This is a genomic window from Enterococcus sp. JNUCC 77 (assembly GCF_054819945.1).
This window is the reverse complement of the sequence record NZ_JBTHIG010000001.1, coordinates 836,309-861,764: the sequence shown is the minus strand read 5'-3', so window position 1 is coordinate 861,764 and position 25,456 is coordinate 836,309. Positions and strand designations below refer to the sequence as shown.

The 25,456-nt window shown below is 34.0% G+C and carries 21 protein-coding genes, 1 tRNA gene and 2 pseudogenes; 7 read left to right on the top strand and 17 right to left on the bottom strand.

What is annotated here, in order from left to right; all coding sequences use genetic code 11:
• Window positions 1-723 (bottom strand): DNA/RNA non-specific endonuclease, encoded by a 723-nt coding sequence (locus ACVWNY_RS04395; protein ID WP_218324565.1) that lies wholly within the window; start codon window positions 721-723, stop codon window positions 1-3.
• Window positions 724-909: 186 nt separating this feature from the next.
• On the opposite strand from ACVWNY_RS04395, the gene ACVWNY_RS04390 reads away from it, so the two are divergent.
• Window positions 910-2,079, top strand: a complete 1,170-nt coding sequence (locus ACVWNY_RS04390; RefSeq protein WP_454071771.1) for a DNA/RNA non-specific endonuclease — start codon at window positions 910-912, stop codon at window positions 2,077-2,079.
• 99 nt (window positions 2,080-2,178) lie between these two features.
• Here ACVWNY_RS04390 and ACVWNY_RS04385 read toward each other — a convergent pair.
• Together ACVWNY_RS04385 and ACVWNY_RS04380 are read right to left on the bottom strand one after the other, a co-directional pair.
• Window positions 2,179-3,592: pseudogene (locus ACVWNY_RS04385) on the bottom strand (IS3 family transposase).
• 74 nt (window positions 3,593-3,666) lie between these two features.
• Complete coding sequence (locus ACVWNY_RS04380) at window positions 3,667-4,344, bottom strand: CPBP family intramembrane glutamic endopeptidase (RefSeq protein WP_218324563.1); 678 nt, start codon at window positions 4,342-4,344, stop codon at window positions 3,667-3,669.
• Window positions 4,345-4,638: 294 nt separating this feature from the next.
• Between ACVWNY_RS04380 and ACVWNY_RS04375 the strand changes: the two are divergent.
• A pseudogene (locus ACVWNY_RS04375) lies at window positions 4,639-5,025 on the top strand (C39 family peptidase); the annotation flags it as partial.
• A gap of 513 nt (window positions 5,026-5,538) precedes the next feature.
• On the opposite strand, the gene ACVWNY_RS04370 reads toward ACVWNY_RS04375, so the two are convergent.
• Window positions 5,539-5,609: transfer RNA gene (locus ACVWNY_RS04370), tRNA-Gly, on the bottom strand.
• Between the two features lie 245 nt (window positions 5,610-5,854).
• On the opposite strand from ACVWNY_RS04370, the gene ACVWNY_RS04365 reads away from it, so the two are divergent.
• The gene (locus tag ACVWNY_RS04365; protein WP_246601349.1) at window positions 5,855-6,061 is read left to right on the top strand and encodes a thioredoxin family protein; all 207 of its coding nucleotides are present in this window, start codon (window positions 5,855-5,857) and stop codon (window positions 6,059-6,061) included.
• A gap of 45 nt (window positions 6,062-6,106) precedes the next feature.
• Here ACVWNY_RS04365 and ACVWNY_RS04360 read toward each other — a convergent pair whose 3' ends face one another.
• Window positions 6,107-6,745 (bottom strand): redox-sensing transcriptional repressor Rex, encoded by a 639-nt coding sequence (locus tag ACVWNY_RS04360; protein ID WP_218324561.1) that lies wholly within the window; start codon window positions 6,743-6,745, stop codon window positions 6,107-6,109.
• 212 nt (window positions 6,746-6,957) lie between these two features.
• Between ACVWNY_RS04360 and ACVWNY_RS04355 the strand changes: the two genes are divergently transcribed.
• Window positions 6,958-8,877 (top strand): ABC-F family ATP-binding cassette domain-containing protein, encoded by a 1,920-nt coding sequence (locus tag ACVWNY_RS04355; RefSeq protein WP_218324560.1) that lies wholly within the window; start codon window positions 6,958-6,960, stop codon window positions 8,875-8,877.
• Between the two features lie 62 nt (window positions 8,878-8,939).
• Entirely contained in the window at window positions 8,940-9,590 is a 651-nt protein-coding gene (locus ACVWNY_RS04350) for a C39 family peptidase (protein WP_218324559.1), read from the top strand.
• A gap of 60 nt (window positions 9,591-9,650) precedes the next feature.
• On the opposite strand, the gene ACVWNY_RS04345 is transcribed toward ACVWNY_RS04350, so the two are convergent.
• Entirely contained in the window at window positions 9,651-10,382 is a 732-nt protein-coding gene (locus ACVWNY_RS04345) for a winged helix-turn-helix domain-containing protein (protein WP_454071769.1), read from the bottom strand.
• Between the two features lie 228 nt (window positions 10,383-10,610).
• Between ACVWNY_RS04345 and ACVWNY_RS04340 the strand changes: the two genes are divergently transcribed.
• The gene (locus tag ACVWNY_RS04340) at window positions 10,611-11,363 is read left to right on the top strand and encodes a response regulator transcription factor (protein WP_218324557.1); all 753 of its coding nucleotides are present in this window, start codon (window positions 10,611-10,613) and stop codon (window positions 11,361-11,363) included.
• Window positions 11,364-11,367: 4 nt separating this feature from the next.
• The gene (locus tag ACVWNY_RS04335; RefSeq protein ID WP_454071768.1) at window positions 11,368-12,627 is read left to right on the top strand and encodes a sensor histidine kinase; all 1,260 of its coding nucleotides are present in this window, start codon (window positions 11,368-11,370) and stop codon (window positions 12,625-12,627) included.
• A gap of 50 nt (window positions 12,628-12,677) precedes the next feature.
• On the opposite strand, the gene ACVWNY_RS04330 is transcribed toward ACVWNY_RS04335, so the two are convergent.
• The 11 genes from ACVWNY_RS04330 to ACVWNY_RS04280 form a co-directional block, all read right to left on the bottom strand.
• A complete protein-coding gene (locus tag ACVWNY_RS04330) occupies window positions 12,678-15,152 on the bottom strand; it encodes an ABC transporter permease (protein WP_218324555.1) in 2,475 nt (824 codons plus the stop codon).
• Window positions 15,153-15,812 carry an ABC transporter ATP-binding protein gene (locus ACVWNY_RS04325; RefSeq protein ID WP_218324554.1) on the bottom strand — a complete coding sequence of 220 codons (660 nt, stop codon included), beginning with the start codon at window positions 15,810-15,812 and terminating at the stop codon, window positions 15,153-15,155.
• 90 nt (window positions 15,813-15,902) lie between these two features.
• The gene (locus ACVWNY_RS04320; RefSeq protein WP_218324553.1) at window positions 15,903-17,039 is read right to left on the bottom strand and encodes a sensor histidine kinase; all 1,137 of its coding nucleotides are present in this window, start codon (window positions 17,037-17,039) and stop codon (window positions 15,903-15,905) included.
• Window positions 17,012-17,686, bottom strand: coding sequence for a response regulator transcription factor (locus ACVWNY_RS04315; protein ID WP_218324552.1), 675 nt, complete (start codon window positions 17,684-17,686; stop codon window positions 17,012-17,014). The genes ACVWNY_RS04320 and ACVWNY_RS04315 overlap by 28 nt, the downstream gene beginning before the upstream one ends.
• Window positions 17,687-17,811: 125 nt before the next feature.
• The gene (locus ACVWNY_RS04310; RefSeq protein WP_218324551.1) at window positions 17,812-19,002 is read right to left on the bottom strand and encodes a MalY/PatB family protein; all 1,191 of its coding nucleotides are present in this window, start codon (window positions 19,000-19,002) and stop codon (window positions 17,812-17,814) included.
• On the bottom strand, window positions 18,989-20,032 hold the full coding sequence (locus ACVWNY_RS04305; protein WP_218324550.1) for a M42 family metallopeptidase: 1,044 nt from the start codon (window positions 20,030-20,032) through the stop codon (window positions 18,989-18,991). Before ACVWNY_RS04305 ends, ACVWNY_RS04310 begins: the two co-directional genes overlap by 14 nt.
• Complete coding sequence (locus tag ACVWNY_RS04300; protein ID WP_218324549.1) at window positions 20,019-21,098, bottom strand: M24 family metallopeptidase; 1,080 nt, start codon at window positions 21,096-21,098, stop codon at window positions 20,019-20,021. Before ACVWNY_RS04300 ends, ACVWNY_RS04305 begins: the two co-directional genes overlap by 14 nt.
• Before the next feature lie 51 nt (window positions 21,099-21,149).
• A complete protein-coding gene (locus ACVWNY_RS04295) occupies window positions 21,150-22,496 on the bottom strand; it encodes a PTS sugar transporter subunit IIC (RefSeq protein WP_438720364.1) in 1,347 nt (448 codons plus the stop codon).
• A gap of 11 nt (window positions 22,497-22,507) precedes the next feature.
• Complete coding sequence (locus ACVWNY_RS04290; protein ID WP_454071767.1) at window positions 22,508-22,840, bottom strand: PTS sugar transporter subunit IIB; 333 nt, start codon at window positions 22,838-22,840, stop codon at window positions 22,508-22,510.
• 22 nt (window positions 22,841-22,862) lie between these two features.
• Window positions 22,863-23,168, bottom strand: a complete 306-nt coding sequence (locus tag ACVWNY_RS04285) for a PTS lactose/cellobiose transporter subunit IIA (protein ID WP_218324546.1) — start codon at window positions 23,166-23,168, stop codon at window positions 22,863-22,865.
• Between the two features lie 4 nt (window positions 23,169-23,172).
• Complete coding sequence (locus ACVWNY_RS04280; protein ID WP_454071766.1) at window positions 23,173-25,101, bottom strand: BglG family transcription antiterminator; 1,929 nt, start codon at window positions 25,099-25,101, stop codon at window positions 23,173-23,175.
• Window positions 25,102-25,456: the final 355 nt, after the last annotated feature.

Below are 25,456 nucleotides of genomic sequence, written 5' to 3'. Positions count from 1 at the left end.
TTAGCTCGCTTTAGAATAACCAGTGGTATAATCAATCGTTACACCATCTTGCACATTGTAAATAAAAACATTATACGAAACATTTGAATCCTCAATACTTTGAGCTTCCATCTGGACCCCACGAGCAACCAATTCATCGTCTTTAAAATAAGGTGATACACGATAACGTACATGATGTTTTGTTTCACGAATATAATCGCCAACCTCTTCCTCATACTTAGTCATACCCGGGTGATTGAAACGAGCCGTTCCAGTCATCAAGTTTTTCCAGTTATTATTTTCGCCACTTAATTGAAAAGCAACCAGATGACAACGATTATATAAAGGTTGATCATCATAAAATTTTTGATGCCAGCCAGTTGGCTTAACGTTTAAACTTTCTCTTTCTTCTGTTGGCATCAACTCTTGACTTAACATTCCATTTGCTGGTCCTACGCGATTGAGATCATCTAAATCAGAAAAAATTGTCCATGAACCATTGGCTAATGACAAGTCAGTTTCGTTAAAATTGGGATTATTTTGGTTCAACGTAATGACTTTTTCACCATTATAATCTGGAATTTCTGATAAATGATCAATCGTAACACTTGGCATCGTAGATGAAATACTAGGTTCTGTTGATATCGTCTGATTTTCTGGATTGCTTTGACTGTAAACACCATAAGCAATTGCTAATAATATAATAATGCCGCTAACGACAGTCGGTCTCTTTTTTTTAACCATACATACCTCTTTTTTTAATTTTTTTGCTTAATTATTATAGCAGATTTTTTAAATAACGATGAAGATAATTTTTTTTAGAATGTTTGATACTAATTAAAAATTATCTTCAGGATTTCTTTTAATATAAAAATTTTTTCGAGATTTTTGGAAGAAGTTTGATAAAATAAATATAAAGGGGGCGTTAGAATGGAAACATTATTAATTGTGTTAGGCTTCATCGCTTTTGTTTTTGGTATTGTCAATTTTATTTCGGCATTTCGTAAAAAAACTGACAAGAAAAAAAGTGGCTATATTATTGTTGGTTCATTATTTATCATGGCTGCCGGCAGCATCTTGGCACCTGAACCTCAACAAACATCACCAACAACTGTATCAACGACGATTGCTTCAACAGAAACAAGTAAGAAAAAAGATTTACCAGATACAGGAAATGCCGGTAAAACAATTGCGTTGGATTTCCAAAAAGAGCAACAGCAGATCCATCAAGAGCTGGCAGCCATGGAATATACAGATCAGCAGACAATCGATGTAAATGGCGGTAAACCGACTTTTACTGAAGAAGACTCGGGTACAGACATCGGGTATTGGGAAAGTTATGGTGACTTAGATTCATTAAATCGGGCGACATACGGTGAAGCCTTACTAAACAAATCTTTGATGCCAAGTGAAAAAAGAGAAGCCCTAACGGTTGATCCGACAGGTTGGCGAAATAAAAAAATTGATAACAATTATCTCGACAATCGTAGTCATTTGATTGGTTTTCAATTAACTGGTCAAAATAATAATTTAAAAAACTTAATTACCGGTACACGGCAACTAAACAGTCCTGAAATGTTACGCTTTGAGTCTGATATTGCTTATTTCCTAAAACAAAATCCGAAGAAATTTGTTCGTTATTCAGTCACACCAATCTTTCGTGAAAATGAATTAGTTGCACGAGGCGTCCAACTTCAAGCTCAATCAATTAATAACGATGAAATTAGTTTCAATGTTTATATCTTTAATATCCAAGATGGTGTTGAAATTAATTACGCCGACGGAAGTAGTCGAACCACTGCTGAAATTCAAGCAGAAAATGACCGGAAAGCTGCGGAAGAACACGCAGCAGCTGAAGCTGAACAAGCCAGAATTGCTCAAGAACAACAAGCGGCGGCGGCTGAGCAAGCCAGAATTATAGCCGAACAAGCTGCGCAACAGCAAGCCGCCCAAGGAAGAACTGTTTACGTAGCACCACAATCTGGAAAAAAATATCACTTTAACGCCAATTGTCGCGGACTTTCTAATGCAAATTCAGTTGTTTCAATGACTGAATCTGAAGCTGCTGCTCAAGGATATGGCCGTTGTGGTTTTGAATAAATAAAAGAGACTAGCAGATTGTAGTGACCCCAAATAGTTAGACTTTTTTGGAGTGGAGAAATCCACTCCTTTTTTCTTTGTTTTTACTGCTATTATATTTTAAGCTGCTTTCAATGCCGATTTTCTAAATTGCACCGGACTCTGCCAATTTAATTTTTTCTTCATACGTTCATGATTGTAGTAATAAATGTAATTATCAATTGCTTGTTTCAATTCCTCAAAGCTATGAAATTCTCGTCCATAATAAATTTCTTGTTTTAATAAACTAAAGAAATTCTCCATGATTGAATTATCCAAGCAGGTGCCCTTACGGGACATACTTTGAAATATTTTATGTTCTTTTAATTTATGATTGTATGCCTTCATTTGATAAGCCCAGCCTTGATCAGAATGAAAGGTTCGACGGTAGAGACAGTCTTTTGTTACTTGAATCGCTTCTTCCAATGCCTCCATGATCGCTAGTGCATTTGGCTTTTCAGAAATACGATAAGAAATAATCTCACTGCTGTACATATCTAAAAAGGGATCAAGATACAGTTTCTTTTCACGAATGGTCCCGGATTTGTCTAGTTCAAAATATTTTAGCTCTGTCGTATGTGTCGTAATCTTTTGATGACAAATGCTTGTGCAAAAGCGTCGATGAATTCGATTTTTCGTAACCGCACCGATCTTCCCACGATAAGAATGATAACGACGAGATTTCCTCGTGAATGAGCGGACCTCAATACCCAGTTTCCTAATCAAGCGTTGCACTTTCTTCTTGTTTACATGGAACCCACGATTACATAATTCCTTTGTTAGGCGCAAACAGCCATAATCCTTATGTTGGCTTCTTATCTTAAGTATTTCCTCTTCAATTTCTTGATCTGGATTTTGTCGATCAAACCGTTTTTGCCAATACATAAAGGTCGATTTAGGGAATTTCAAAGTTTCAAGAAGCTCAACTAATTTGAAGGATCCTCGGAGGCTGTCGATGATTCGTGCGATTGATTCTTTCGTCTTTGTTGGGCTTCCTGTTTCGCAGCTTCCTCAATTCTTTTAAAAAAGCATTTTCAATCTGAAGAGAACGGACTTGTTTTTCTAATTCCTTGATGCGATCACGTTCTTCAAGGGTTGCTTTGTTTGCCTTTGGATTTTCTTTTTTCTTAGACAAAATCGGCGGACGTCCTTTCTTTTTTGAGAGTCCATCTACTCCTTCTGCACGAAAGGTTCTCATCCAATTGGCGATTAATGCAGGATTGTTTATCCCTAAATGATTCGCCACTTCACGATAGGACAACTCAGATGTTTGATATAACTCTATCGCATCCATCTTGAATTGAACAGAATAACTTTGATTTTGTCTTTTACGAAGAAGCCCTTCTTCACCAAATTCTTGATAAGCATTGAGCCAATTTTTCATTTGATTTTCTGACTTCAACCCGTGTTTCTTAGATAAATAGGAGAAACCTCCTTTTCCGTCAAGATACTCTTGAAGGATTTTCAGTTTGAATTCAAAACTATATTTAACCATAAAATACCGACCTCCAGAAGTTAGATTTTTGGTCTAACTTTTTGGGGTCGGTACAGATTTGCTAGTCTCTTTTCTTATAACGAACCTAATAAATTAAATAAGAGATGAATTGCCATACTGTAGCGTAAATCTTTCGTATATAAATAAGTTCCTGCTAGAATCCAACCTAAACTTGCATAATATAAAAAAGCCAGTGAAAAAGAAGCTTCATGCATCAAACCAAAAACAGTTCCAGAAACAATAATTGCTAATATGTGTGAATTACGTCGATTTTGATTAAAAAAATAATTGAAAAAAATACCTCGAAAAATTATTTCTTCTGCTAAAGGGCCAAAAACGACCGTATTGAAAACTGCCAGCATAGGCACTAAAGCGGTTGCTTGATTAATTGCTTCTTGATTATCTGGTGTATCTAAAGACAAGAAACTACTAAAAACAATAGCAACTATGTTCATGACAACAAACATACCTACCGTAAACAAAATCTTATTTCCAGCTAGTTTTTCTTTTCCAAAATGATTTGGGTTAGCAATTCTCAGCTGATTCCGATAACGACTATACAGGAAATGTAACAAAAAGACACTTAACGTCACCTCCCCAACTAATAAAGGCAGTTCATATTGCTGCATAAAATTGGGAAAATAAGGAGCAAAAGCTTCAAATTGTGGCACTCCTAAAATTTGAATAAATAAAAAAAAGAAAAATATTTTTAAGATTAACTTTAAAAAAACAGATTGATCTTTATCAGCCATTAGATTCACCTCATTTCATGAGTTTATTCTACACCAGTATTTGTGTAATCAATGTTTCATTTCTGTAAGATTGGTTTGGGCGTACTGAGTTTCAATAGAATTAAAAAAGGAGTTTTATTATAATTATTTTCAAAATATTTGTACTTTGTTTCAAGATTCGATAAAATATAATTGAAAGCGTTTTATAAAAAAGGAGGAACTATCATGAGAAAAGGTTTAATAGCTTTATCTTTGGGAACTGCTGTAGGATTTTGGGGGTTCGTAGTCAATAGTGAAGATGCGTCAGCGGCGGAGATGTATCGTCTTTACAACGCCAATAGTTCAGAACATTTTTACACTGAAAACAAAGGAGAAAGTGACAATTTACGGAAGGTTGGCTGGCATTATGAAGGTATAGGGTGGATAGCTCCAAATAGTGGTTCACCAGTTTATCGTTTATACAATGCTAATGCTGGCGATCACCACTACACGATGGACACAGGTGAAAGAGATCATTTAATAAGTGTTGGTTGGCAATACGAAAATATCTCGTGGCTCTCAGCTGAACAAAATGATTTGCCACTTTACCGTCTCTATAATCCTAACGCCGTGGCGGGAGCTCATCATTATACTTTGGATACTGGCGAAAGAGATAATTTAAAACGTGCCGGCTGGAAAGATGAAAATGTTGCATGGTATGCTGAAAGTCGTCCAACTTATCCATTTGCAGTGGCTAACAATGAAATCAGTGGTACAAAGAATTTTTATATTAGTGGCGTAAACGTCCCGAATAATATCTCAACAACCTTTACAAATCCTTCCAGTTCAGCAAATGGTCAAGTGACATTCAAATACACTGATTACAATGGTCAACAAAATTCGATTGTCTACAATGCTACTTTACAACAAGTAGCAACCAAAGATGTCCGAATTTTTTCTGCCAAAGATCATAGCATAAAAACAAATTCAGTAAATACCACTATTAAACTTGGGACTATCGTTTCTGGAGAAGAACAACAAGACCTTGTCGGTGATCTCTATCTTCAATACAATGACTCCGGCAGTATTTCATTAATCACACCAAATTATGCAGGAAATGTTATGCCAGAAGACACTGATGTGATGCTTGAGTATCTGATTCAATAATAATTACTTTTGTTAAAAAAATTACTAAAAAGCACGAAACCTTACTTGATAGGTTTCGTGCTTTTTTTAAGCGGGTGACGAGAATCGAACTCGCGACGGAAGCTTGGGAAGCTTCTGTTTTACCACTAAACTACACCCGCATTACCATAAAAAGTATAACGCTTTTTATTTTTTTCTACAAGCAAGAAAAGATGTTTGACAAAAAGATCATAATCTTCTACCTTCAACAGTATAAGATGGGAGCTAATTTTTTATGGACACTTTAAAAAATACTCAACAAAATATTGCTGATAAGAATAATACCGTTGTTTTTATCTCTTCACCAAATTGAAGTATCTGTCATGTTGACGAGCCTCGGGTACGAGCGCTAACAGAGAAATACCAGATGCCTTATTTTCATTTAGATATCATGACAGAACCAGACTTAGCCGGTTACTTTGAAGTGTTGACAGTTCCGGCAATTTTAATTTTTCATAATGGTCGTGAAGTTTTACGTCAAGCGCGTTTTTTACAAATGAAAGACATTGAACATATTTTACAGCAACTACCAAAAGAATCCGCAGATGTTGACTACAATGATTTATTTAATTAAAAAAGCTCGAAGCAATTGTTGAAAATTGCCTCGGGCTTTTAAAATTTACTTTTCATCATTTCCATGGTGTAAGAAATAAATCAAGGTTTGTAATTCATTTGTTAAATCAACGCTTTGAATAATAATATTATCTGGCGCGGATAAGCGAGCTGAAGTAAAGTTCAAGATTCCTTTGATCCCTGCTTCAACTAATTGATCGACTACTGCTTGTCCTTGTTCAGCTGGAATTGTTAGAATTGCAATTTCAATTTGTTGTAATTTAATTTGCTCTTTCATGCTATCTAATGGATAAACGGGAATACCATCTACAATCCGACCAACAATATCTTCTTTTACATCAAAGGCGCAACTTACACGAATACTATTGCTTTGATGAAATTTAAATTTTAATAGGGCACTACCTAGATTCCCCACCCCAACCAATGCAACGTTGGTTAATTGGTCATCGTTTAAAATTTTACCGAAGAAATTCATCAAATCTTCTACATCATAACCGTAACCTCTTTTACCCAGTTCACCAAAGTAAGAAAAATCACGGCGAATTGTCGCGCTGTCTACTTGAATCGCTTCACTTAATTCTGTTGAGGATACTTTTGTCTTGCCAGCGCTATTTAAAATCCGTAAATACCGATAATATAACGGCAAACGTTTAACTGTTGCTTTTGGAATTGAATTTTCTTTCACAATAACTCTCCTTATAATAAAAATTGCAATTTGCTTTACTACAAACCTATAATAGCAATTTTTATACTAAAAAAGCAATGGCTATGCTCACTAATTGTGAAATATTCACGTTGCTTTAAGAAAGCTAGTACAATTATTCCACCTTTTTCTAAAAAATAAAAAAGAAATATGATAGACTAAATCTAGCTAAAACAGATAAAAGAGGAAAAAATATGATTTTATTACAGGCAAATCAGGTCGCCCGCTATTTTGGCGCCGAAACATTATTTGAAAATCTCCATCTCGAAGTTGCCAGCAAAGCGCGCATCGGTCTTGTTGGGCGGAATGGCGCAGGAAAATCAACTTTACTAAAAATTATTGCTGGTATCGAAGCACCCGACGCTGGACAAATTATTAAAAATAAACAAGCAACTTTAGGCTATTTAGCACAAGACACTGGCTTAACCTCCAATGAAAATGTTTGGAATGAAATGCTAAAAGCTTTTGAAAAAGTACGTCAAATGGAAAGGCGCATGCGAGAATTAGAAGTACTAATCAGCACTACTGCTGAAAATGATTCAAATTATCCTAGTCTGATGAAAGAATACGACCAACTACAACACGATTTCAATGACCAAAATGGTTATGGCTATGAAAATGAAATCAGAAGTGTCCTACATGGTTTTAATTTTGATGAATCTTTTTATCAGCAGCCGATTGATACCTTGTCTGGTGGTCAGAAAACCAGACTGGCTTTGGCTCGTATGTTATTGGTCAAACCAGATATTTTAATCTTAGATGAACCTACTAACCACCTCGATATTGAAACTTTGGCTTGGTTAGAAGATTATTTACAAGGCTATCCTGGCGCATTACTGATTGTTTCCCATGACCGCTACTTTTTAGATCATGTGGTGAATCAAATATATGAAATTGCCCGCCACAAAATGACTCATTACACGGGAAATTACTCCCGCTATTTAGATCTGAAGGCCGCTCAATTGCAAAGTGACTGGAAAGCCTATGAAAAGCAACAAACAGAAATTGGTAAGCTGGAAGATTTTGTTGCTCGAAACTTAGTCCGTGCTTCCACTACGAAACGTGCCCAAAGTCGCCGGAAAACACTAGAGAAAATGGATCGTTTAGATCGACCAGATGGCAAAGAAAAATCAGCAACATTTATGTTTGATATTAACAAGACTTCTGGTAATGTGGTATGTCAAGTTGAAGATGCGGCTGTTGGATATGATGAAATTTTAGCTGATCCTATTAATTTAGATATTCGCCGTCAAGACGCTGTTGCATTAGTTGGACCTAACGGAATTGGAAAATCTACATTACTTAAATCAATTATTGGTCAAATTCCTTTTATAAAAGGAGAAGCTCATATTGGGACAAATGTTTCAATTGGTTATTATGATCAAGCACAGGCCGAACTACACGGCAACAAAACCATTTTAGCTGAATTATGGGATGAACATCCTACCACTCCAGAAAAAGATATCCGCACAGTTTTAGGTGGCTTTTTGTTTAGTGGTGAAGATGTCGAAAAAACCATTCCTTTATTAAGTGGTGGTGAAAAAGCTCGTGTCGCTTTAGCAAAATTATCTATGAACAAAGAAAATTTCTTAATTTTAGATGAACCTACTAACCATCTAGACATTGACAATAAAGAAGTTCTAGAAAATGCTTTAATTGATTACGAAGGAACATTGCTATTTGTTTCCCATGACCGTTACTTTATTAATCGAATTGCTAATAAAGTCATTGAATTGCGTCCTGAAGGTAGTAAATTATACTTAGGTGATTACGATTATTACTTAGAAAAGAAAAAAGAAGAAGAAGAAATCGCAGAAATGTTAGCGGAAAAAACTACCGTTACCGAAGCACCTAAGAATAAATTCTATCAAGATAAAGAACAACAAAAGCTGCAGCGCTCGCTATCTAGAAAGATTACCGCAATTGAAGAAAATTTAGCAAAACTTGATGAAACGATTGGACAATTAGAAACAGCCATGACCAAACCTGATGCGCTAAATGATCATGTGCGACTTTTAGAGCTGACAAATCAATTGGAAGCTGTTAAAGCTGAACAAGAAAATCAAGAAGCTGAATGGGAAGAATTAAGTTTATCTTTAGAAGAGTTGGAATAGGTCTTTAGACAGATGACACCTCCGGATCTTTATTGTTTAATGAAGACAACGGAGGTGTTTTTATGCGACGAAAAAGTCGATTTCCGAAATTTTTATTTTTATTACTACTATTAGGTGGCGGCTATTTCGGTTACCGCTATTTTATTGAAAGTAGCCAACCCGTCGATGCTGCTTTTGTCAGTGAAGCCAATCAAAAATTACAAACAGACGGACAAAAAATGCCATTAATTTTACAGACTGATCCTACTTGGGCCAACACTCCTTACGGCAGTGGTTCGACGACTAACGATTTAGCTACCAATGGATGTGCCATAGCTAGTCTTGCGATGGTTGCTTCCTTTTACCAAAGTCGTAACGTGAGTCCTCAAGAAATTTTAAACTGGAGCGGCAATACATATTATACTGAAGGTTCTGGGACAGCATGGTCAATCTTTTCCGCTTTTGCGGCGAATAATGGTTTGAATTATCAAAATTTAGGAGTGGATGGCAGCGCTATTCAAAATGCTTTAAATCGAAATATACCAGTTGTTCTTTCAGTTAATCCAGGAGAATTTACCGATGTTGGTCATATTATGGTTATCATGAAAGATCTAAATACTGATCAAATCCGGGTATTCGATCCAAATGACTCACCACGAAAAAAGCATTACAATCAAACTTATAACCTAATTGACATCTTAAACCAAACTTCAAATGCTTGGGCATTTAGTTGACAAAAAAGGACATTGGAGAATTATTTTTCTTCAATGTCCTTTTTTGTATTTAGTAATTACTTAGACTGATATATGATTTAATAATTGTTGATTTTCATAAGCTGCAATTTGTTCACAAAAATGTTTTGAAAGATAGTAACCTTTTCTCCAATTAGTAATAATATAATTACCATCAATATTCTCATTTTCCATCTTTTGTCGTAATTTTCGAATGATTTGTGACAACTGGGCTAAGTTTGATTGGGTAGTTTCTCCTGACCAAAGACAACTAGCCAATTCATTTCGGCCAACAATTTCCCCATTCGCTTGATACAATTCATTAAAGGCACGCCGCTCATTTTTCGATAAGTCATTCAGGAAATTTTGTAATGATTGCTGTTCAGTCTCTTCACCTTGTAGCCCAGCGGACATTTTTAATCGGTCATTTTCAGTTGTTAGTCCAGTTTTTATCAATACTTCTCTAATTTCTTTTAACGACATATTTGGTGTTAACCAACCAGAAAGACCCATCTCTTCAAAATCTTCTATTAAAGACCCCTCATCTACTCGATAAGTTCTGATACCATTTTTAGCTATTTTTCTAAATAATTGCTCCGTCGTATCATCAGATAAGGTCTCACTAAAAATAATAATTTCAAAAACAGACAAATTGTTGAATGCCCGTGTTCGATCATTAAGTATTAAATTTACTAAAGAGTTCGAGCATAAAACTTCGTAACCTAATAATTCTAATTTTTGTCGCAAATCATTTTCGGCCAAAAGATTTTGCGTTAATATTAAAACTGTATTCATAATCCACACTTCTTTCACAAAAAATTATTTTAGTACTTTAGTTATTTTAAAATTTAAGAAATTTTTGACAGAATAAAAGATTTTTATTTATTTCACTGTACAAATGTTACTACATTAGCTTTTCTTGTAAATCCCTTTGAAACCGTTTTCTCAACATCTTGAGTCTTTTATCTATTATTTTTTGAGTAATGTGATACTATCGTTTTAGAAAAGAGGAGGGATTAGCTGATGCGTATTTTTATGATCGACGATCAATTTATTATTAGAAAAAAAATAAAGGACGTAATTTCTGCATTAGCGTTCACAAATCTTTCTTTAAATGAAATTACGAATGAACAGGAATTTTATCAAAAAATATCTGAGCTCGAAATTTTTGACGATGATTTCTTTATCTTAGATATTGACCTAAAAACTTATTTTTCAGGAATTGATCTTGCTGAAAAAATTAGACAGCAAAATAAATCAGCGTTTATTGTTTTTTTGAGTGCCTTTGACTCAAAGGGAATTGAAATTTTAAATCGACAAATCTTCCCCCTTGGTTATCTACTAAAAGATCAGTCTGCTGATGAACTGACTGTTGCGATAGAGACGCTTTTAAAAAAAGCCAATTTGAAAGTTATAGAGAAACAAAAAGAAGAACAGATCTTAGTATTAGATAATTTTGAAACTGATATTTTGATTTTAGAAAGTAATATTTTTTATGCGGCCACCGTCCCTGGGTTTAAAAAAACGGTACTGATTAAGCATAAAGATGGTGAGTGTATGGTACGTGGGAAACTATCTGATCTGAAGAAGTCGATGAAGAGTCCTTATATATGTAAGGAATTAAAATCTTTTATCATTAATTTAGCATTGGTGAAAAATATTAGTACTTTAGAAGGAACCGTTCAGTTTACTGATGGTACGAGTTTGGAGATTGGTAAAGTTGGGGCACGTAAAATGAAATTATTTTTGAAGGGCCTTGAGTTAAATGAGCTTTAGCTTTATGGTCACTGCCTATGCAATTAATTACTTGGCATTGATCTGGAGTTTTTTTTACAAGAAGTTACTTTCAAAAAGACAGGCTTTAATTTTATCTGTTATTACTGCGTCAACCGCTCTCCTTTCAGTCTATACTAGTGATAGTTTCCTATACATTAATATTCTAGCTTACTTCTTTATCCAATACTTTATGATGTATAACCATACTAAAAATTGGCTTTTGCCTGCTGTATTTCTAATTTTTGCTGACAGCTTAATTATGTTAGTTTGGGTAGTTACCTATCATTTCCCTAGAGAAATTATGAATTTGTTAGGTCAACCGTTCCATTACAACCACTTAATTGTTAGTGTTCTTCAATTTTTATTGTTATTGCTCTGCTCATTCGGGTTTAGTAAATTAGATAAAAAATATGCCATTTGGCAATCTTTAAATGATACATCCCAAAAATATACACGTCTAGGCTTAGGTATTTTCCTACTATTCCTAATTCTAATGTTTTTACATGTCTACATTTCTATGCGTGGAGTCGTGGTCACACTCCTTTTAGTACTATGTTTAATGTTCGTAATCTCAACTTTACTGATTTCTTTACTGACTTTAATCAATAAAAACTATCAACAGAGAAAATATGTAGAAAATCTGACACTATCTTTGGAAGATGAAAGAGAGAATTTTCAGCTAATTAGAGAATACCGCCATGATTTTCGAAATATCATGTTAGCCATGGAAGAATACTTGTCTAATGAGGATATCATTGGTGCTCAGGAATTTCTGGAACAGATCGTGGGTAGTACAAAAGGATATCTGAAAAATTATCATTATGATCAAATTTCAGTTATTCAAAATACTGCTTTGAGAGGATTAGTCACTGAATTCATTCGTGTTTGTGAACAAGAAGATATTGAATTGACTTTGAAAATTGATCCAATTTCAACAATTCCAACAGTATCATTAGTTGATTTTTTAAGGGTATTCTCTATCTTAATGAACAATGCAATCGAAGCAGTTCAAAATGAAAAGAATAAAAAAATCTCAGTCAGTTTTACTAATGATCGTGACAAATTAATCATTAATGTGGCTAACCCTTCTAGTAATCCTGTCGATATAGCAGCTATTCTAAAAAAGGGAAATAGCACAAAGAACAATCATTCTGGCCTAGGCTTATGGAATTTAAAGAAAATTATCCATTCTTACCATGATTGCCAATTTTTACTAAAGAATGAAAATGGCTTTTTTAATGCAAAATTGATCCTAAAATATTAAAACCTTTAAGCGAAACCACTCAATGGTTGTCGACTTAAAGGTTTTTTTCATTATTCAGAATAATGAATTCGAGATATTATTGTTTCTTTTGTTACCATTTTAGTAGTTGCAAACGTTAAAATCAATTGAACGATAATTACAATTAAAATTAATAAAACGACTTGTATCGTTGGATAGGCATAGGTTTTTATTTGTAATACCCGATTTGTTACAGCATAAATATAAGCGCCATAGCCAAGTATGCTACCAAAAAATACCGACAATGCAATAATACCTACTGCATAAAATAGTCCTTCTCCCTGTAACATACGACGCATTTGACGATTCGACATACCAATCGCTTGCATGACACCTAACTGTTTTTTGCGTGACAAAATACTATCTATAGTTGTATTGATTAAATTCATCACACCGACAATGCCAAGAATTATCATGATTCCATAAACTGCACCACTCATTAAAACAGTGATTGATTCCCATTCTTTTTCAATTTCTGTAAATGAATCCATTGTCAAATAATCATATCTATTGATAATATTAGTTAGTTTTTCTTTGATAGCAGTCATTTTTTGAGGTTGGACTTGGACATCAATCGAATATGTCGTATTGTGGGGTGACTGTTCTTTTATGAATTGATTACTTGTCAATAGAGTTCCTCTACCTACAATTCCTTCGGGAACATCAGCGATAGCTGCAACCGTTAGTTCTTGAATGTGGGACTGATCTCCAGCAAATAATTCTACTTTTATTTTACTTCCTACTTTGATCTCCGGATAATGTTTCACTAAAACTTCTGTCGCAATCACTTTATTGCCAGTTAATAAGTCCGCAAAACTAACATCCTCTTTCTTCACGTAACTCTTTATTGTCTTAAATTGTTCTTCGTCAAAGCCTTTAAGAAATCCTGTTAATGCACCATCACCGTATATACTCATTATTGCGGGTGCCTCAAAACTCATCATTCGCTGAGGATAGATTTTTTGAACACCAGAAAGTTGTTCAATTTCTTGTAGAGTATCTTCAGACAATGGATTATTTTGTTGAATTACCGTCCATTCTTGCTGAGGATTCATTTTATCTCCTGAAACAGCATCTGTTTCTATCCTAAAGTCTTCAGCAATAGCATCTCTGGCAATCTGAGCTGGGTTCATACAGGTAAAAATAGTTGCCACGATAATAAATAAAATCCCAATCAAACTCAATGAAATAATCGTTGTGAATGTTCTTTTTTTATTACGGAAAAGATTGGTTTCAGCCAGCTTTCGCAAGTTTAAATTTGTAAAACTTTTTTGATGTTTACGTTTTTTCGATTTCTTTCCTGCATAATTCATCGCTTCAACAGGCATGATTTTACTAGCGAATCGCATAGGTTTCAAAGATGAGATAACCACTGTTAACAATGTAACCACTATTGCCAATATTGCAATCCACGGAATAAATAAACTAACCTTACCTTCCGCAATAATTTTCTGTATAACGATCATCATTTCATTTTCAGTATAAGTAGACATAATTTGTTGGAAGAAAAATTTCGCAGAAAAGATACTAATGATTAAACCAATTGGAATCGCAATAAGGGCCACCAATAAATTTTCAACCAATACAACTATTCTAATTTGCTTTTTGTTTGCGCCTAATGCTCTGAGTTTCCCGTATTCTTGGACTTTATTAATCATTGAAACGTAATAGATACTATAAATCGTTAAAGCTCCCACTATCAGAATGATTGCAACAATAAAAATCATTCCTTTAAAAAAACTAGGATCAACATAATTGGCAAAAAGATAATCACTATTCATGACAGTATCTGCTTCTGAAATATCAAAATCTTCTGCGATTTTTTTTGAAATATTTTCTATCTCATCAGTTGTACTTGCTTCGTTCGTACGAAATCTTACTAAAACTCTATATGTCCTTTCTGTTTCAGGAATAACTGATTTAGTAAAATTCTCTGAAACCAGCATCGATAATACTTTATTTTTCTTCGTTTGCGTTCCTTCTGGTAAAATACCTACTAATTTAAAATCATTAGTTTGTGCGATACTTAAACCTTCTTTTTCATAACGTTGGTAAGCTATAGGAATTGTGTCTCCCAATTTAGCATCGGCAAATCCTAGAGACAAAAGCCCTCCTTTAGATAATGCGATCTCATTATCTTTTTGCGGCGCTTTTCCTTCTTTGATAGTACCTTTTGACAGTTTTAAGGCTTGCTTGTCAAAATGCGTTATTACTATGCGTCCATCCTCAATAGGTATCTCGCCGATGTCTTGTCTTAAGCCATATGCTTCAAAAGATTGATTCAAAATTAATTGATCCTTCACTGGCTCCGAAACATTTCGATACATCGTATGAAAAGTTGGATAAATACTATTTACTGCATAATTTTGTGTATTGACCATTCCCATGCCAATACTAATAATTAAATAAACCAAAATTGTCGTAAATACAATCGCTAAACCTGATAAAATATTTTTAACCCGATGATATTTCGTATTCGCCCAGGCTAAATTTAGTACGGTTTTCATTTAAATCACCTGCCCATCTTCAATATGGACAATCCGATCCGCCATTTGTGCAATCATTTCATCATGGGTAATCATAATTAACGTCTGACCAAAATTTTCTACTGAATTTTTCAATAATGTCATGACTTCTAGTTCTGTTTTGGTATCAAGATTCCCGGTTGGCTCATCTGCTAAAATTATTGAAGGTTCAGCTGCGATAGCTCGTGCAATTGCTACCCGTTGCTGTTGACCACCAGATAATTCGCTGGGTAATGCACGTTTTCGATCTGCTAAACCAATCGTCTTTAATAAGTCTTCAATGAAAGGTTCTTTCACTTTTCGACTATCTAAACCAATCGGTAAAACAATATTTTCCCAAACATTCAAAGATGGAATTAAATTATAGCTTTGAAAAATAAAGCCGATTTTTTTCCGGCGAAATTCAGCAAGCTTTTCGTCTTTCAAAGTGAAGATATTTTTATCGTCTATTATAACTGCTCCAGAATCTGGTCGATCTAAACCACCAATTAAATTTAACAAGGTGCTTTTACCAGAGCCTGATTTGCCGACAATCGTAACAAATTCCCCTTTCTCCACTAACAAATCTATATGGTCTACAGCCTTAACAATTGTACTACCATCATCATAATGTTTTACCAAATCATTAATCTCCAAAATCATTTCAATCGCCCTCTTTCCTATCTCTTACTACAAGTATAAAAAAGAAAGCTTTCAATCAGCTTTCAATCTAGATAACAGAACTGTAAGAAACTATTTAATTAAAGGTAAGGTTATTTGAAAATTTGAACCTTGAGGATTTTGATTTTTCACCAGGAGAGCACCATGCTGTTCTTCAATAATTTTCCGCGCTAAAAATAAGCCAACCCCTGAACCTTCAATTTCTGTTTCAACTGTTTGCTGACCGCGATAAAAACGTTGATAAATTAGACTTAACTCTTCTTTGGCAATCCCTGGACCTTGATCAATTATTTCTATTAAGGCGTAATTGACTAAACTAGAACAGCGAATACGTATTTTTGAGTCAGTTGGTGAGTATTTTATAGCGTTCTCTAAAATGTTTCCTAGAGCCTCCCGTGTCCATTTGATATCAACAAAAATATCGATAGCTTCAGTTTGAATGACTTCAATCTCAATCTTCTTTTCAATTGCCGACATAATCAAACCGTTGACAACTTTTTCTAATAACTTTTCCAAACTATATTGTTGAGGGCTTAACGAAATTAAGTCTGCCTCTAATTGAGAGATTTTAACCAAACCATCTAACATCAAATCTAGCTTATTTATTTGTATTTCAGCTTGCTTCTTAAAATCTTGCCGCTCATCTACAGAATAATTTTCAGAAAGGGCAATCTCCATACTTAATTTCAAAGAAGAAATTGGCGTTTTTAACTGATGAGCAATTTCAGTTATGCTGGATTTAATATCGTCATCTTCTTTAGACTTTTTTTGAAGCTGCAATTGAGTTAACGTAATAGCCTCTGTTTGTTCAGTCAATTGATTATCCACTAAAATCTGTTCTTTTCTTAGCCTTTTAAGATGAAAAATAAAAAAAACAATCAATAAAAACACTGTTGTAATAGTAATTAGCAGATTTTTGATTGTATATTTCTGAATCAAATTTTGTTGAGTTGTTTCTTTGTTTAGCAAACCATATTTTTCTGATAATAACTGACCTGTCTCTATTTGTGCTTCATCAGTTTCTTGATTAACAATACGAATTACTTGTTCTTCTGACAAACTACTTTCTTCAATCAGTTTTCCTAATAAATAAGCCTGGTTTTCACGAAATCCCGTTTGAAAAGACTGATAGTTCCAAAACAATAATCCACCACTAAAAAGCAATATTAGCAGACTGATTATTAAGATCTTTGAACTGCGTTTACCCATAAATAGCCCACCCCTCGAATTGTTTTTATATTTTCTTTTCCAACTTTTTGTCGCAAACGGCTAATATTAACAGGAATCGTATTTCTATCTATGTAACCTTCTTTTGTATCCCAAATAGTTTCCAACAATTGTTCTTGTGACAAAATCTGTTGAGGATTTTCCAAAAATATTAATAATAATTGCAATTCTGTTTTACTTAAAACCACCACTTCATCACCAAGAGTCACTTTCATTTCAGCTGGGTTGAGTGTTAAATCGTTTGAATGTAAAATATTGCCACGATTATTTTGAACTCGCTTGAATAAAGCGTTAATCTTTGAAATCAAAACCATTAAACTAAAAGGTTTAGTAACGTAATCATCTGCACCTTGTTCATAACCAGAAACAATTTCATATTCTTCTTTATGTGAGGTCAATATTAATATCAGAATATTTGAATGTCGACGAACTTCTTGACAAAAGTCCAAGCCATTGCCGTCAGGTAAAGTAATATCACTAATCAATAGATTAAAACTTTGTTCAAAGAATACCTTTTTAGCGGCTGCAATGGTAGAGCAAATTATTACTTCATAGCCTTCTTTTTTCAAGCTTAGCTGAATTCCTTTACTTAAGCTTTGATCATCTTCTAACAATAGTATTTTACTCATGACAACCTCCAAATTTTTCATTCTTTAAAACTATTGTAGCAAAAGTTTAAAGGGAATTTCTTCCTTACTTATAAATCTCTAACCAAAAAAATAAAGTGTAAGCTTTATACTTACACTTCACTCGTTTATTTTTTGATCATATCTAAATAAGCAATGCTTCTCATCAAACGCTGAGCTCCCTCAATAATTTTGTCCTGTGGTGCTCCTAGATTAAAACGAAGATAATTCATTCCTTCTGGACCATAGGTTTCCCCACGCATGATGGCGACCTTTTCTTTTTTTACCAATACTTCTTGAAGATCATCCATTGAATAAGGTAAAGTTTCAAGATTAATCCAGCCTAAATAAGTCGCTTCAGGGATTAAAAACTTTATTCGTTTGTCTAAGTCTAAAACTTTTTTTAGTGCGTTAAAATTTGCATCAATTGTTTGATTTAACCTTGTTAACCATTCCTTTTGATTATTATAGCAATCCATCAAGGCTAATAGGGCCAAATAAGGTATTGAAGACAGACCATCGCGTCCTTTTAGAATTGCTAGAAATTGTTCTCTTAATTGTTCATCGGGAAAAATAGCATATGATCCTCCTAAACCTGGTGTATTAAATGTTTTAGAAGGTGAAGATAACAGTACAACTGGTGTTTTTATATTATTTTTTAAAGCTAATATAGGTAAATGAGTTTTTCCAGGTCGACGAACATCCATATGAATTTCATCACTAATAATTGCAACATTAAATCGATTACACAGTTCAATTATTTTTGCCAATTCCTCTTGATTAAAAACACGTCCTGTTGGATTATGCGGATTACACAAAAGAAATACTGCTGGTCGTTCTCTTTCGATTGCTTCTGCCAACATCCTAAAATCAATTGTAAAAAACTCATTTTGATTGGTTAAAGAAAATGCCAACAATTCCCGTTTATTTTCTTTGATACAATTAAAAAAAGCATCATAACAAGGAGTCAATGTCATGACTTTATCATTTTCTTGACTAAACATTTGGAGTGCAACTGATAGACTATAGATAATGCTAGGCGCATACACGCACCATTCTGGATCAATTTTACAATCGAATTGTCGAAGAAACCAACCACTTATACTTTCTTTAAAATCAAAATGATTCCAGCGTGTATAGCCAAAAAAACCTCGATTGACTGCTTGATTTAAAACTGCCGTCGTCCCTTCTGGAATCATAAAATCAGTATCAGAAATAGAAAATGGCAGCAAATTTTTTTCACCAAAACGATCTTGCACATAATCCCATTGAGTCGAATAGGTACCATAGCGAGACTGCTGCTGTTTAAAATTGCTCAAATATATCACTCCTTTTATCTAAAACTTCTAAAACCGCCAAAATCAAATCAATTGTCCTTTGGATATCTTTTAAGTCAACTATCGAATGCCATGAATGACAATATCTCACAGGAATACAAAGAACTAAAGTAGGTTTGCCATTAAATAGTTGGACTGAACCAGCATCAGTTCCACCACCTGCCAACAAATCATATTGCCAATTAAGATTTTTTTCTTCAGCAATCTCTTTTATAAAATCTAATAATTTTAAATTACCTAAAGCTGTACGATCAGCTAAAACTAAGCCCGGACCGTTCCCTAAGATTCGATTGGCAAATTGAGCGGCTTTTGGTGTGTCTTTTCCATTAGCTACATCAATCACTAAATTAAGATCAGCATCGACATTTTTTACAGCAACTTTTGAGCCACGAGTGCCGGCTTCTTCCTGTACAGTTGCGACCCCAATCACCTCACAATTTTGCCCTTGATATTGATTTAAAACTTCTGACATAACCGTACAGGCTACACGATTATCCAATGCCTTACCGATTATTTTTTGCTGATTAAAAGTATAATTAGCTATTGTATCTGGTAGTATCATATCTCCAATTTGTAGACCTGCTGCTATCAATTCTTCTGCCGAACTAGCACCAAAATCAATATACATTTCATTTATTGGTACCACAGATTTCATATCATGATTTTCTTTTGGTAATGTTCCCACCACACCTTTCAGCGTGTAGCCATTTTTTCGACAAGTTGCTCGCACAGTTTGACCTAAAATCACATGACCCCACCAACCACCAATCGGATAAAAATAAACAAATCCCTCTTCGGTAATTCGATGCACAAAAAAACCAACTTCATCCATATGAGCGTATATGGCTATCTTTTTTCTAGTAGCCGTTAGGTTGCCAAAATATAAATTCCCAAAGGCATCTTGCTGACTTGAAAGTTGAATTTCTTCTTTCAATGCAAGCCTAACTTGTTCTTCTTGTCCTGGTAACGCATCTAAATTTGACAATTTCATCAATAAATTAGCAAGTTTCATCAATCATCATCCATTCTTTTGGAAATTTTGTCAGTATTTCTGCAGTACCTTCTTTATTCACCAAAATATCATCTTCGATTCTGATTCCAAATTGCTGTGGTAAATAAATTCCCGGTTCAATCGTAAATGTCATATTTTTCTCAATTTTAGTCGTTTCATGAGGTGCCAAGGACGGATATTCATGACACGACAATCCTAAACCATGACCTAAATTATGACTAAAAAAATCAGCTATTCTGTCTTCCGCAAATCCGTTTCGAGCTTCTTGATCCAGTTCACCAAACGCCTTTCCTGTCACTACTTCTTTGATAGCTGTTTTTTGAACAGCTAATACTTTTTGATAGATCGTTTCAATTTCAGCTGACACTTGACCAAAAGCAAATGTTCTAGTGATATCTGAATAATAACCTTGATTAATCGTGCCAAAATCAATCATGATTAACTCATTTACAGAAATTTTTTTGTGACTGGCATGTGCGTGAGGCAGTGCTGTTCGTTGACCGGAGGCTACAATTGTTTCAAAAGCTGGACCATCACTCCCTTTTTTCTTACTGCGGTAATCAATTTCATTAGCTAATTCTATTTCAGTCATACCAGCTTGAATGAATGGAATGATTTCTGCTAAAGTCTCATCTGCCAATTGTGCTGCTTTTTTTATTTTAGAGATTTCTTCATCTGTTTTGATCATCCTCAACTTTTCAATTAAAAAATTAGTAGGTACTAATTTACCGATATTTTTCTCAGCAATTGTTTGGAAAAGTTTGAAAGTTTGATAATTAATTGTTTGTGCCTCAAAACCAAATGTTTGCTGTTTAAATTTCTTTGCTAATAATTCCTCTAATGAACTACCAACGGGAATCTCACAAATTTTTGTATCTTTTGTTTGCTGCTGCGCTTGTTCAGTATACCGACCATCTACAAACAAATGACTTTCTTTTTCTGTAATTAACAACAAACCATTAGATCCAGTAAAGCCTGATAAATAACGTCGGTTAACTTTATCTGTTACCAATAGACCATCCAAGTTATTAACTGCTAAAAGGGACTGTATTTTCTTGCTATTCATGCACTCACTCCTTTAAAAGAAAAAGGACAGCTTTTAAACTGTCCCGGTTGTTTAAAAATCAATATCCGTTAAATATTGTTCATCTTCATCACTAATTATTTGATTTGATTTAGCAATATTCTCTGCTTCACGGTCCAATTCTTGTTTTTCTAAAACTTTGAAAAATGGTAGATACAAACCAAACGACAACGCAATTTGAACCACTTGAATAATAATTGCTCGCCAGTCAAAACCAGTTAAAAATCCTTCCATAAAAATCGGCACATATGGTGGATCAAAAATTGGAAAGTTTAAAAATCCTAATTTCATCGCAATCATTGGTAACATTCCCACAAAGGCGCCTCCAAAAATAAATGGAATCATTAATACTGGATTTAGAATAATCGGTACCCCGAATAAAACGGGCTCATTAATTCCGAATAGAGACGGTAGTAAAGCAACCGCACCAACTTTTTTATATCGAGCCGATCGGCTAATTAACATCGCAATAACCAGTCCCATTGTTACGCCTGAACCGGTAAAATTAGCAAAAGCAGATAACGTTCCATTTGTAATAACATGAGTCAACGGTTGTCCAGCTTCGTGAGCAGCAATATTTTCAGATAAATATTGAACAGCAATTGGTGATAAAATTGGTGACAATACCGCCGAATGAATTCCGAAAAACCAAAAAACTAAACGTAAAACCAAGACGATATAAATAATCCAAAGAGAATCTAAACTACCAATAGCTGGTGCTAAAACATCCATAATTACTTGAGGTAATAAAACACCACCAGATAAGCTATCAGTTACTGCACGAATGACAATAAATAAAATCCCGATTGTTGCAGTTGGCGTAATTAATTCAAAAGAGCTGGAGACAAAATCCGGTACCCCTTCTGGCATCTTAATTACCAGTTTATGTTTCGTGAAGAATTGATAAATTTTAACTGAAATAATAGCTACAAAAATAGCGGTAAATAATCCTTTTGAGTCTAAATAACTAGCAATAATATTCCCGTTTTCATCAACATCCATTGCTACTATTAAAAAAGCAATAGCAGAAAGCATCATGGAGCCGACTGTATAAAGCTTATAGTTTTCACTTAAAAAATAAGATATTGCCAACACTGCATACAAACCAACCAGACCTAGCGAAACTTTTGAAATAATACTAAAAATATAGCCATAAGTTTCAAACCAATTTGCAACCGCTTGCGTTTTTATGAATTCAGGAATCGATGGGAAAATTGCTGCAATAGATCCCAATAATAAGACTGGTGTCATTACCACCATCCCTTTTTTAATTGCTGTTAAATAGGGATTGTTATCTACTTTATTAGCAACTGGCACCAACGTTTTTCGAATAAATCCTTCAACCTTGTCAAATGCACTTTGTTTTTGTGGATTTTCCATTTTTTAGCCTCCTATGCTTGCGCTTGATTTTTTCGATAAGCAACCAATGCTTGTTTCATGACAGTCGCTCCATCCATTGAGCCATAGATATCCGAAGTCAAAAGCACAGTTGGTTTATTCACTTTATCCGCTTCTGTTTTTATAAAATCATATTTATGGCTCAATTGTGGTCCGACTAAAATGACATCGTAATCATTGATATAACGATCCAATTTGTCGATTCCGATTGCTTCCATCGGATAATCCGCTTCCTCTAACTTTTGAGATTCTTTAACAACTTTTTTCATAGATTCCATCATCATGGTTGTTGAAAAACCCCCGGCACAAACTAATAATGTTTTCATTTATATTTCCTCCTTTTATTTATTACTTTTCTCGTAACATCTCAATCATTTCTTCAATCAAATCTCTTGCTAAAATGCTATTCATTAAATGGTCTTGCGCATGAACCATCAATAAAGAAGTTTCAGTTTTATCCCCATTTATTTCTGCAGTAATCAATTTTGTCTGGACATCATGAGCTGCGATACTTTTTTCTTTTGCTTCCTTCATTTTGTTATCAGCTGCAGTAAAGTCACCTTGTCGTGCAAAACGCAAAGCTTCAAAAGCAGCACCTCTTGAATCTCCTGCCGCCGAAATAATTTTAAAAATGTCCATTTCTTGGTTGGTCATATTGTTATCCTTCTTTCATCAAGCTTTTTATATAAGTGATAAATTCGTTATATGAATTTATTTTTGCTAATTGATTATTTAATTCTGGATCATCCATCATTTGAATCATCAAATAACTAATTTCTTTATGAAGTGTTAAATGATCTTTTTTTATATTGATTAAAAAAATAATTTTGACTTCTTTATCGTGATAATTCAATGGATTTTTTAATAAAATGAGATTGATTACTTCTTTTGTGGCTCCTTGCTCCATTGGATGGGGACCGGCGATACCTTTTTGGTAAATTGTGTCAATTAAATTTTCCCGTTCCAGTACACTCTTAGCAAAACCCGGTTTAGCTACTTCAAATTTTTCTAACTTAACTGCTTCATTTTGTAAAAGAGTTAAATAATCAGAATTCTCGTAAGAAATTCTAAACCATTCCTCTTTAAAAAGATCCAGCACAATTTGATTCGCATCTCGGCCATGTTTTTGTGATTCCCGTAAAATCGTTAAATCCTTTTCTATTTTAGAAAGATCCTTGGCATTTAAAATCGGCTTAGTAAAAATAACTGGCAAATCAATTTGATCTGTTTCTAACGGCACAGTTGAAATCAATAAATCATATTGATTTCCTATTCGACTAATTTCATTTAAAGCAAAAGTAGTGACCTCTGCTTTGGCAAATAAGCGTTCCAAATTCACTTTTAGCAAATAAGAAGCCCCGCCTCCGGTTGCACAAATAACTGCAATTTTTTGATAATCATCAACTACTTGATTGGCATACTTTTCCAAACTTGCAGCAAAATAAATTGCCACGTAGCCAATCTCATCTTTACTGATTTTGACGTCTGAACCTTCGTTTAATAAATCGATAAATGTTAGTGCCAAACTAAAGACATTGGCATATTGAGTGTAGATATCTTCAATTAAAGGATTTTCCAACTGATGTCCTGTATACAATCGTTGCAGTAGCGGCGCTACATGCATCAATAAAGCATTAGCTAATTCTTGGTCGTTGCTAAAGCTTGTTTGATAACGACGATCAATTATTTTCAGTGCCTGATGTATTTTATCAACAAGGTGATGATTATCAGTTTGATTTTTTAAAACTGTAAACTTTCCTCGTAATTGTTCTTTCAAATAAATTTTTTCCGATTGACTAAAACTTAATTGATAGTGATCTGTTAAGTACTGAAGCAAATTTTTGGTCAATTGATCATAAGTATCCTGAACCTGAGAATTAAAATTTTCTTCGTCAGAAAGTGTATTGTGTTGAAGCATCCGAAAACTCAATAATTTAATATGCTGCATCACGTTTTCAAAAACGATATCGCTAACTTTTAAATGATTCAGCTGTATTTGCTGCTGCAGAAAATTTCGTAAATCAGCTTCATCAAATATTCTATTGAATTCTTGATACTTCTCGGTCAGCATAGGTAGTTTTATATTTTTTCTAAGTAGGTCTAAAATTGCTTTTCGCTTTTGCATTTCTGAGCCGGTAATTTTTAATCCATAATGAGCTTTACTATATAATTTCAACTGATATTTTTGACAAAATGCTTCTACTTTTTTCATATCGGTCTTAATAGTTGATAAACTGACTACTAGATAATCAGCTAATTCTTGTAAAGTAATAAAATCTTCGCTGAACAATAAAACAATCAAGCTACTTTTGATCCTTTGCTCTGGACTAGTACTGTCAATTAGTTCGTCATGAAAACTATCTGTTAAAAAGCTCTGAAATTTTTCTTCAGAGACAATCACTAATTGATAGCCACTCCCTCGAATTCTTTTTAAAGCGAAACCTGCAGATTTTCCGATAGCGTTGATTAGTTTAATATCATTCGCTAAGGTTCTTTCAGAAATGCCGAATGCATCAGCAATTTTTTGAGGCGTAACAATCTGATCTTGGAGATATAAATATTCAACTATTCGCTCTTGCCTCATCATATGCTCCTCCTTACAAATCAAACTATATAATGTAAGCCCTTTATTTAAAATGGCAAATCTTGCAGCCAAAATTTGCAAAAAAAGTCTCATATTATTTTGAAGGTTGATTATAGTATATCGTCATCTTAAAATAACTAAACTAAAAGTTTATACATGAGATGAATTTCTTATTTATTCTTTGAAATATTTTTTTAAACCTATAAAACAATTCTTTTTAAGATTATAAATGTATTTTTCTGAAAGCTGTATTAGTACTTGGCGAACATCACATATTCTTTTAAAAACACATGATTATTGTCCCGTAATAATTAGTCAAAAAAAAAACGGCAACTATGGCCGTTTTAAATACTTCGAT

What these genes read in the sequence shown, in the direction of transcription:
- ACVWNY_RS04315 (WP_218324552.1), bottom strand. Translation starts at nt 17,686, where the DNA reads ATGAGTAAAATACTATTGTTAGAAGATGATCAAAGCTTAAGTAAAGGA.
- ACVWNY_RS04305 (WP_218324550.1), bottom strand. Translation starts at nt 20,032, where the DNA reads ATGAAACTTGCTAATTTATTGATGAAATTGTCAAATTTAGATGCGTTA.
- ACVWNY_RS04300 (WP_218324549.1), bottom strand. Translation starts at nt 21,098, where the DNA reads ATGAATAGCAAGAAAATACAGTCCCTTTTAGCAGTTAATAACTTGGAT.
- ACVWNY_RS04330 (WP_218324555.1), bottom strand. Translation starts at nt 15,152, where the DNA reads ATGAAAACCGTACTAAATTTAGCCTGGGCGAATACGAAATATCATCGG.
- ACVWNY_RS04380 (WP_218324563.1), bottom strand. Translation starts at nt 4,344, where the DNA reads ATGGCTGATAAAGATCAATCTGTTTTTTTAAAGTTAATCTTAAAAATA.
- ACVWNY_RS04295 (WP_438720364.1), bottom strand. Translation starts at nt 22,496, where the DNA reads ATGGAAAATCCACAAAAACAAAGTGCATTTGACAAGGTTGAAGGATTT.
- ACVWNY_RS04290 (WP_454071767.1), bottom strand. Translation starts at nt 22,840, where the DNA reads ATGAAAACATTATTAGTTTGTGCCGGGGGTTTTTCAACAACCATGATG.
- ACVWNY_RS04280 (WP_454071766.1), bottom strand. Translation starts at nt 25,101, where the DNA reads ATGATGAGGCAAGAGCGAATAGTTGAATATTTATATCTCCAAGATCAG.
- ACVWNY_RS04340 (WP_218324557.1), top strand. Translation starts at nt 10,611, where the DNA reads ATGCGTATTTTTATGATCGACGATCAATTTATTATTAGAAAAAAAATA.
- ACVWNY_RS04355 (WP_218324560.1), top strand. Translation starts at nt 6,958, where the DNA reads ATGATTTTATTACAGGCAAATCAGGTCGCCCGCTATTTTGGCGCCGAA.
- ACVWNY_RS04390 (WP_454071771.1), top strand. Translation starts at nt 910, where the DNA reads ATGGAAACATTATTAATTGTGTTAGGCTTCATCGCTTTTGTTTTTGGT.
- ACVWNY_RS04365 (WP_246601349.1), top strand. Translation starts at nt 5,855, where the DNA reads ATGCCTTATTTTCATTTAGATATCATGACAGAACCAGACTTAGCCGGT.
- ACVWNY_RS04325 (WP_218324554.1), bottom strand. Translation starts at nt 15,812, where the DNA reads ATGATTTTGGAGATTAATGATTTGGTAAAACATTATGATGATGGTAGT.
- ACVWNY_RS04320 (WP_218324553.1), bottom strand. Translation starts at nt 17,039, where the DNA reads ATGGGTAAACGCAGTTCAAAGATCTTAATAATCAGTCTGCTAATATTG.
- ACVWNY_RS04395 (WP_218324565.1), bottom strand. Translation starts at nt 723, where the DNA reads ATGGTTAAAAAAAAGAGACCGACTGTCGTTAGCGGCATTATTATATTA.
- ACVWNY_RS04350 (WP_218324559.1), top strand. Translation starts at nt 8,940, where the DNA reads ATGCGACGAAAAAGTCGATTTCCGAAATTTTTATTTTTATTACTACTA.
- ACVWNY_RS04345 (WP_454071769.1), bottom strand. Translation starts at nt 10,382, where the DNA reads ATGAATACAGTTTTAATATTAACGCAAAATCTTTTGGCCGAAAATGAT.
- ACVWNY_RS04335 (WP_454071768.1), top strand. Translation starts at nt 11,368, where the DNA reads ATGGTCACTGCCTATGCAATTAATTACTTGGCATTGATCTGGAGTTTT.
- ACVWNY_RS04285 (WP_218324546.1), bottom strand. Translation starts at nt 23,168, where the DNA reads ATGACCAACCAAGAAATGGACATTTTTAAAATTATTTCGGCGGCAGGA.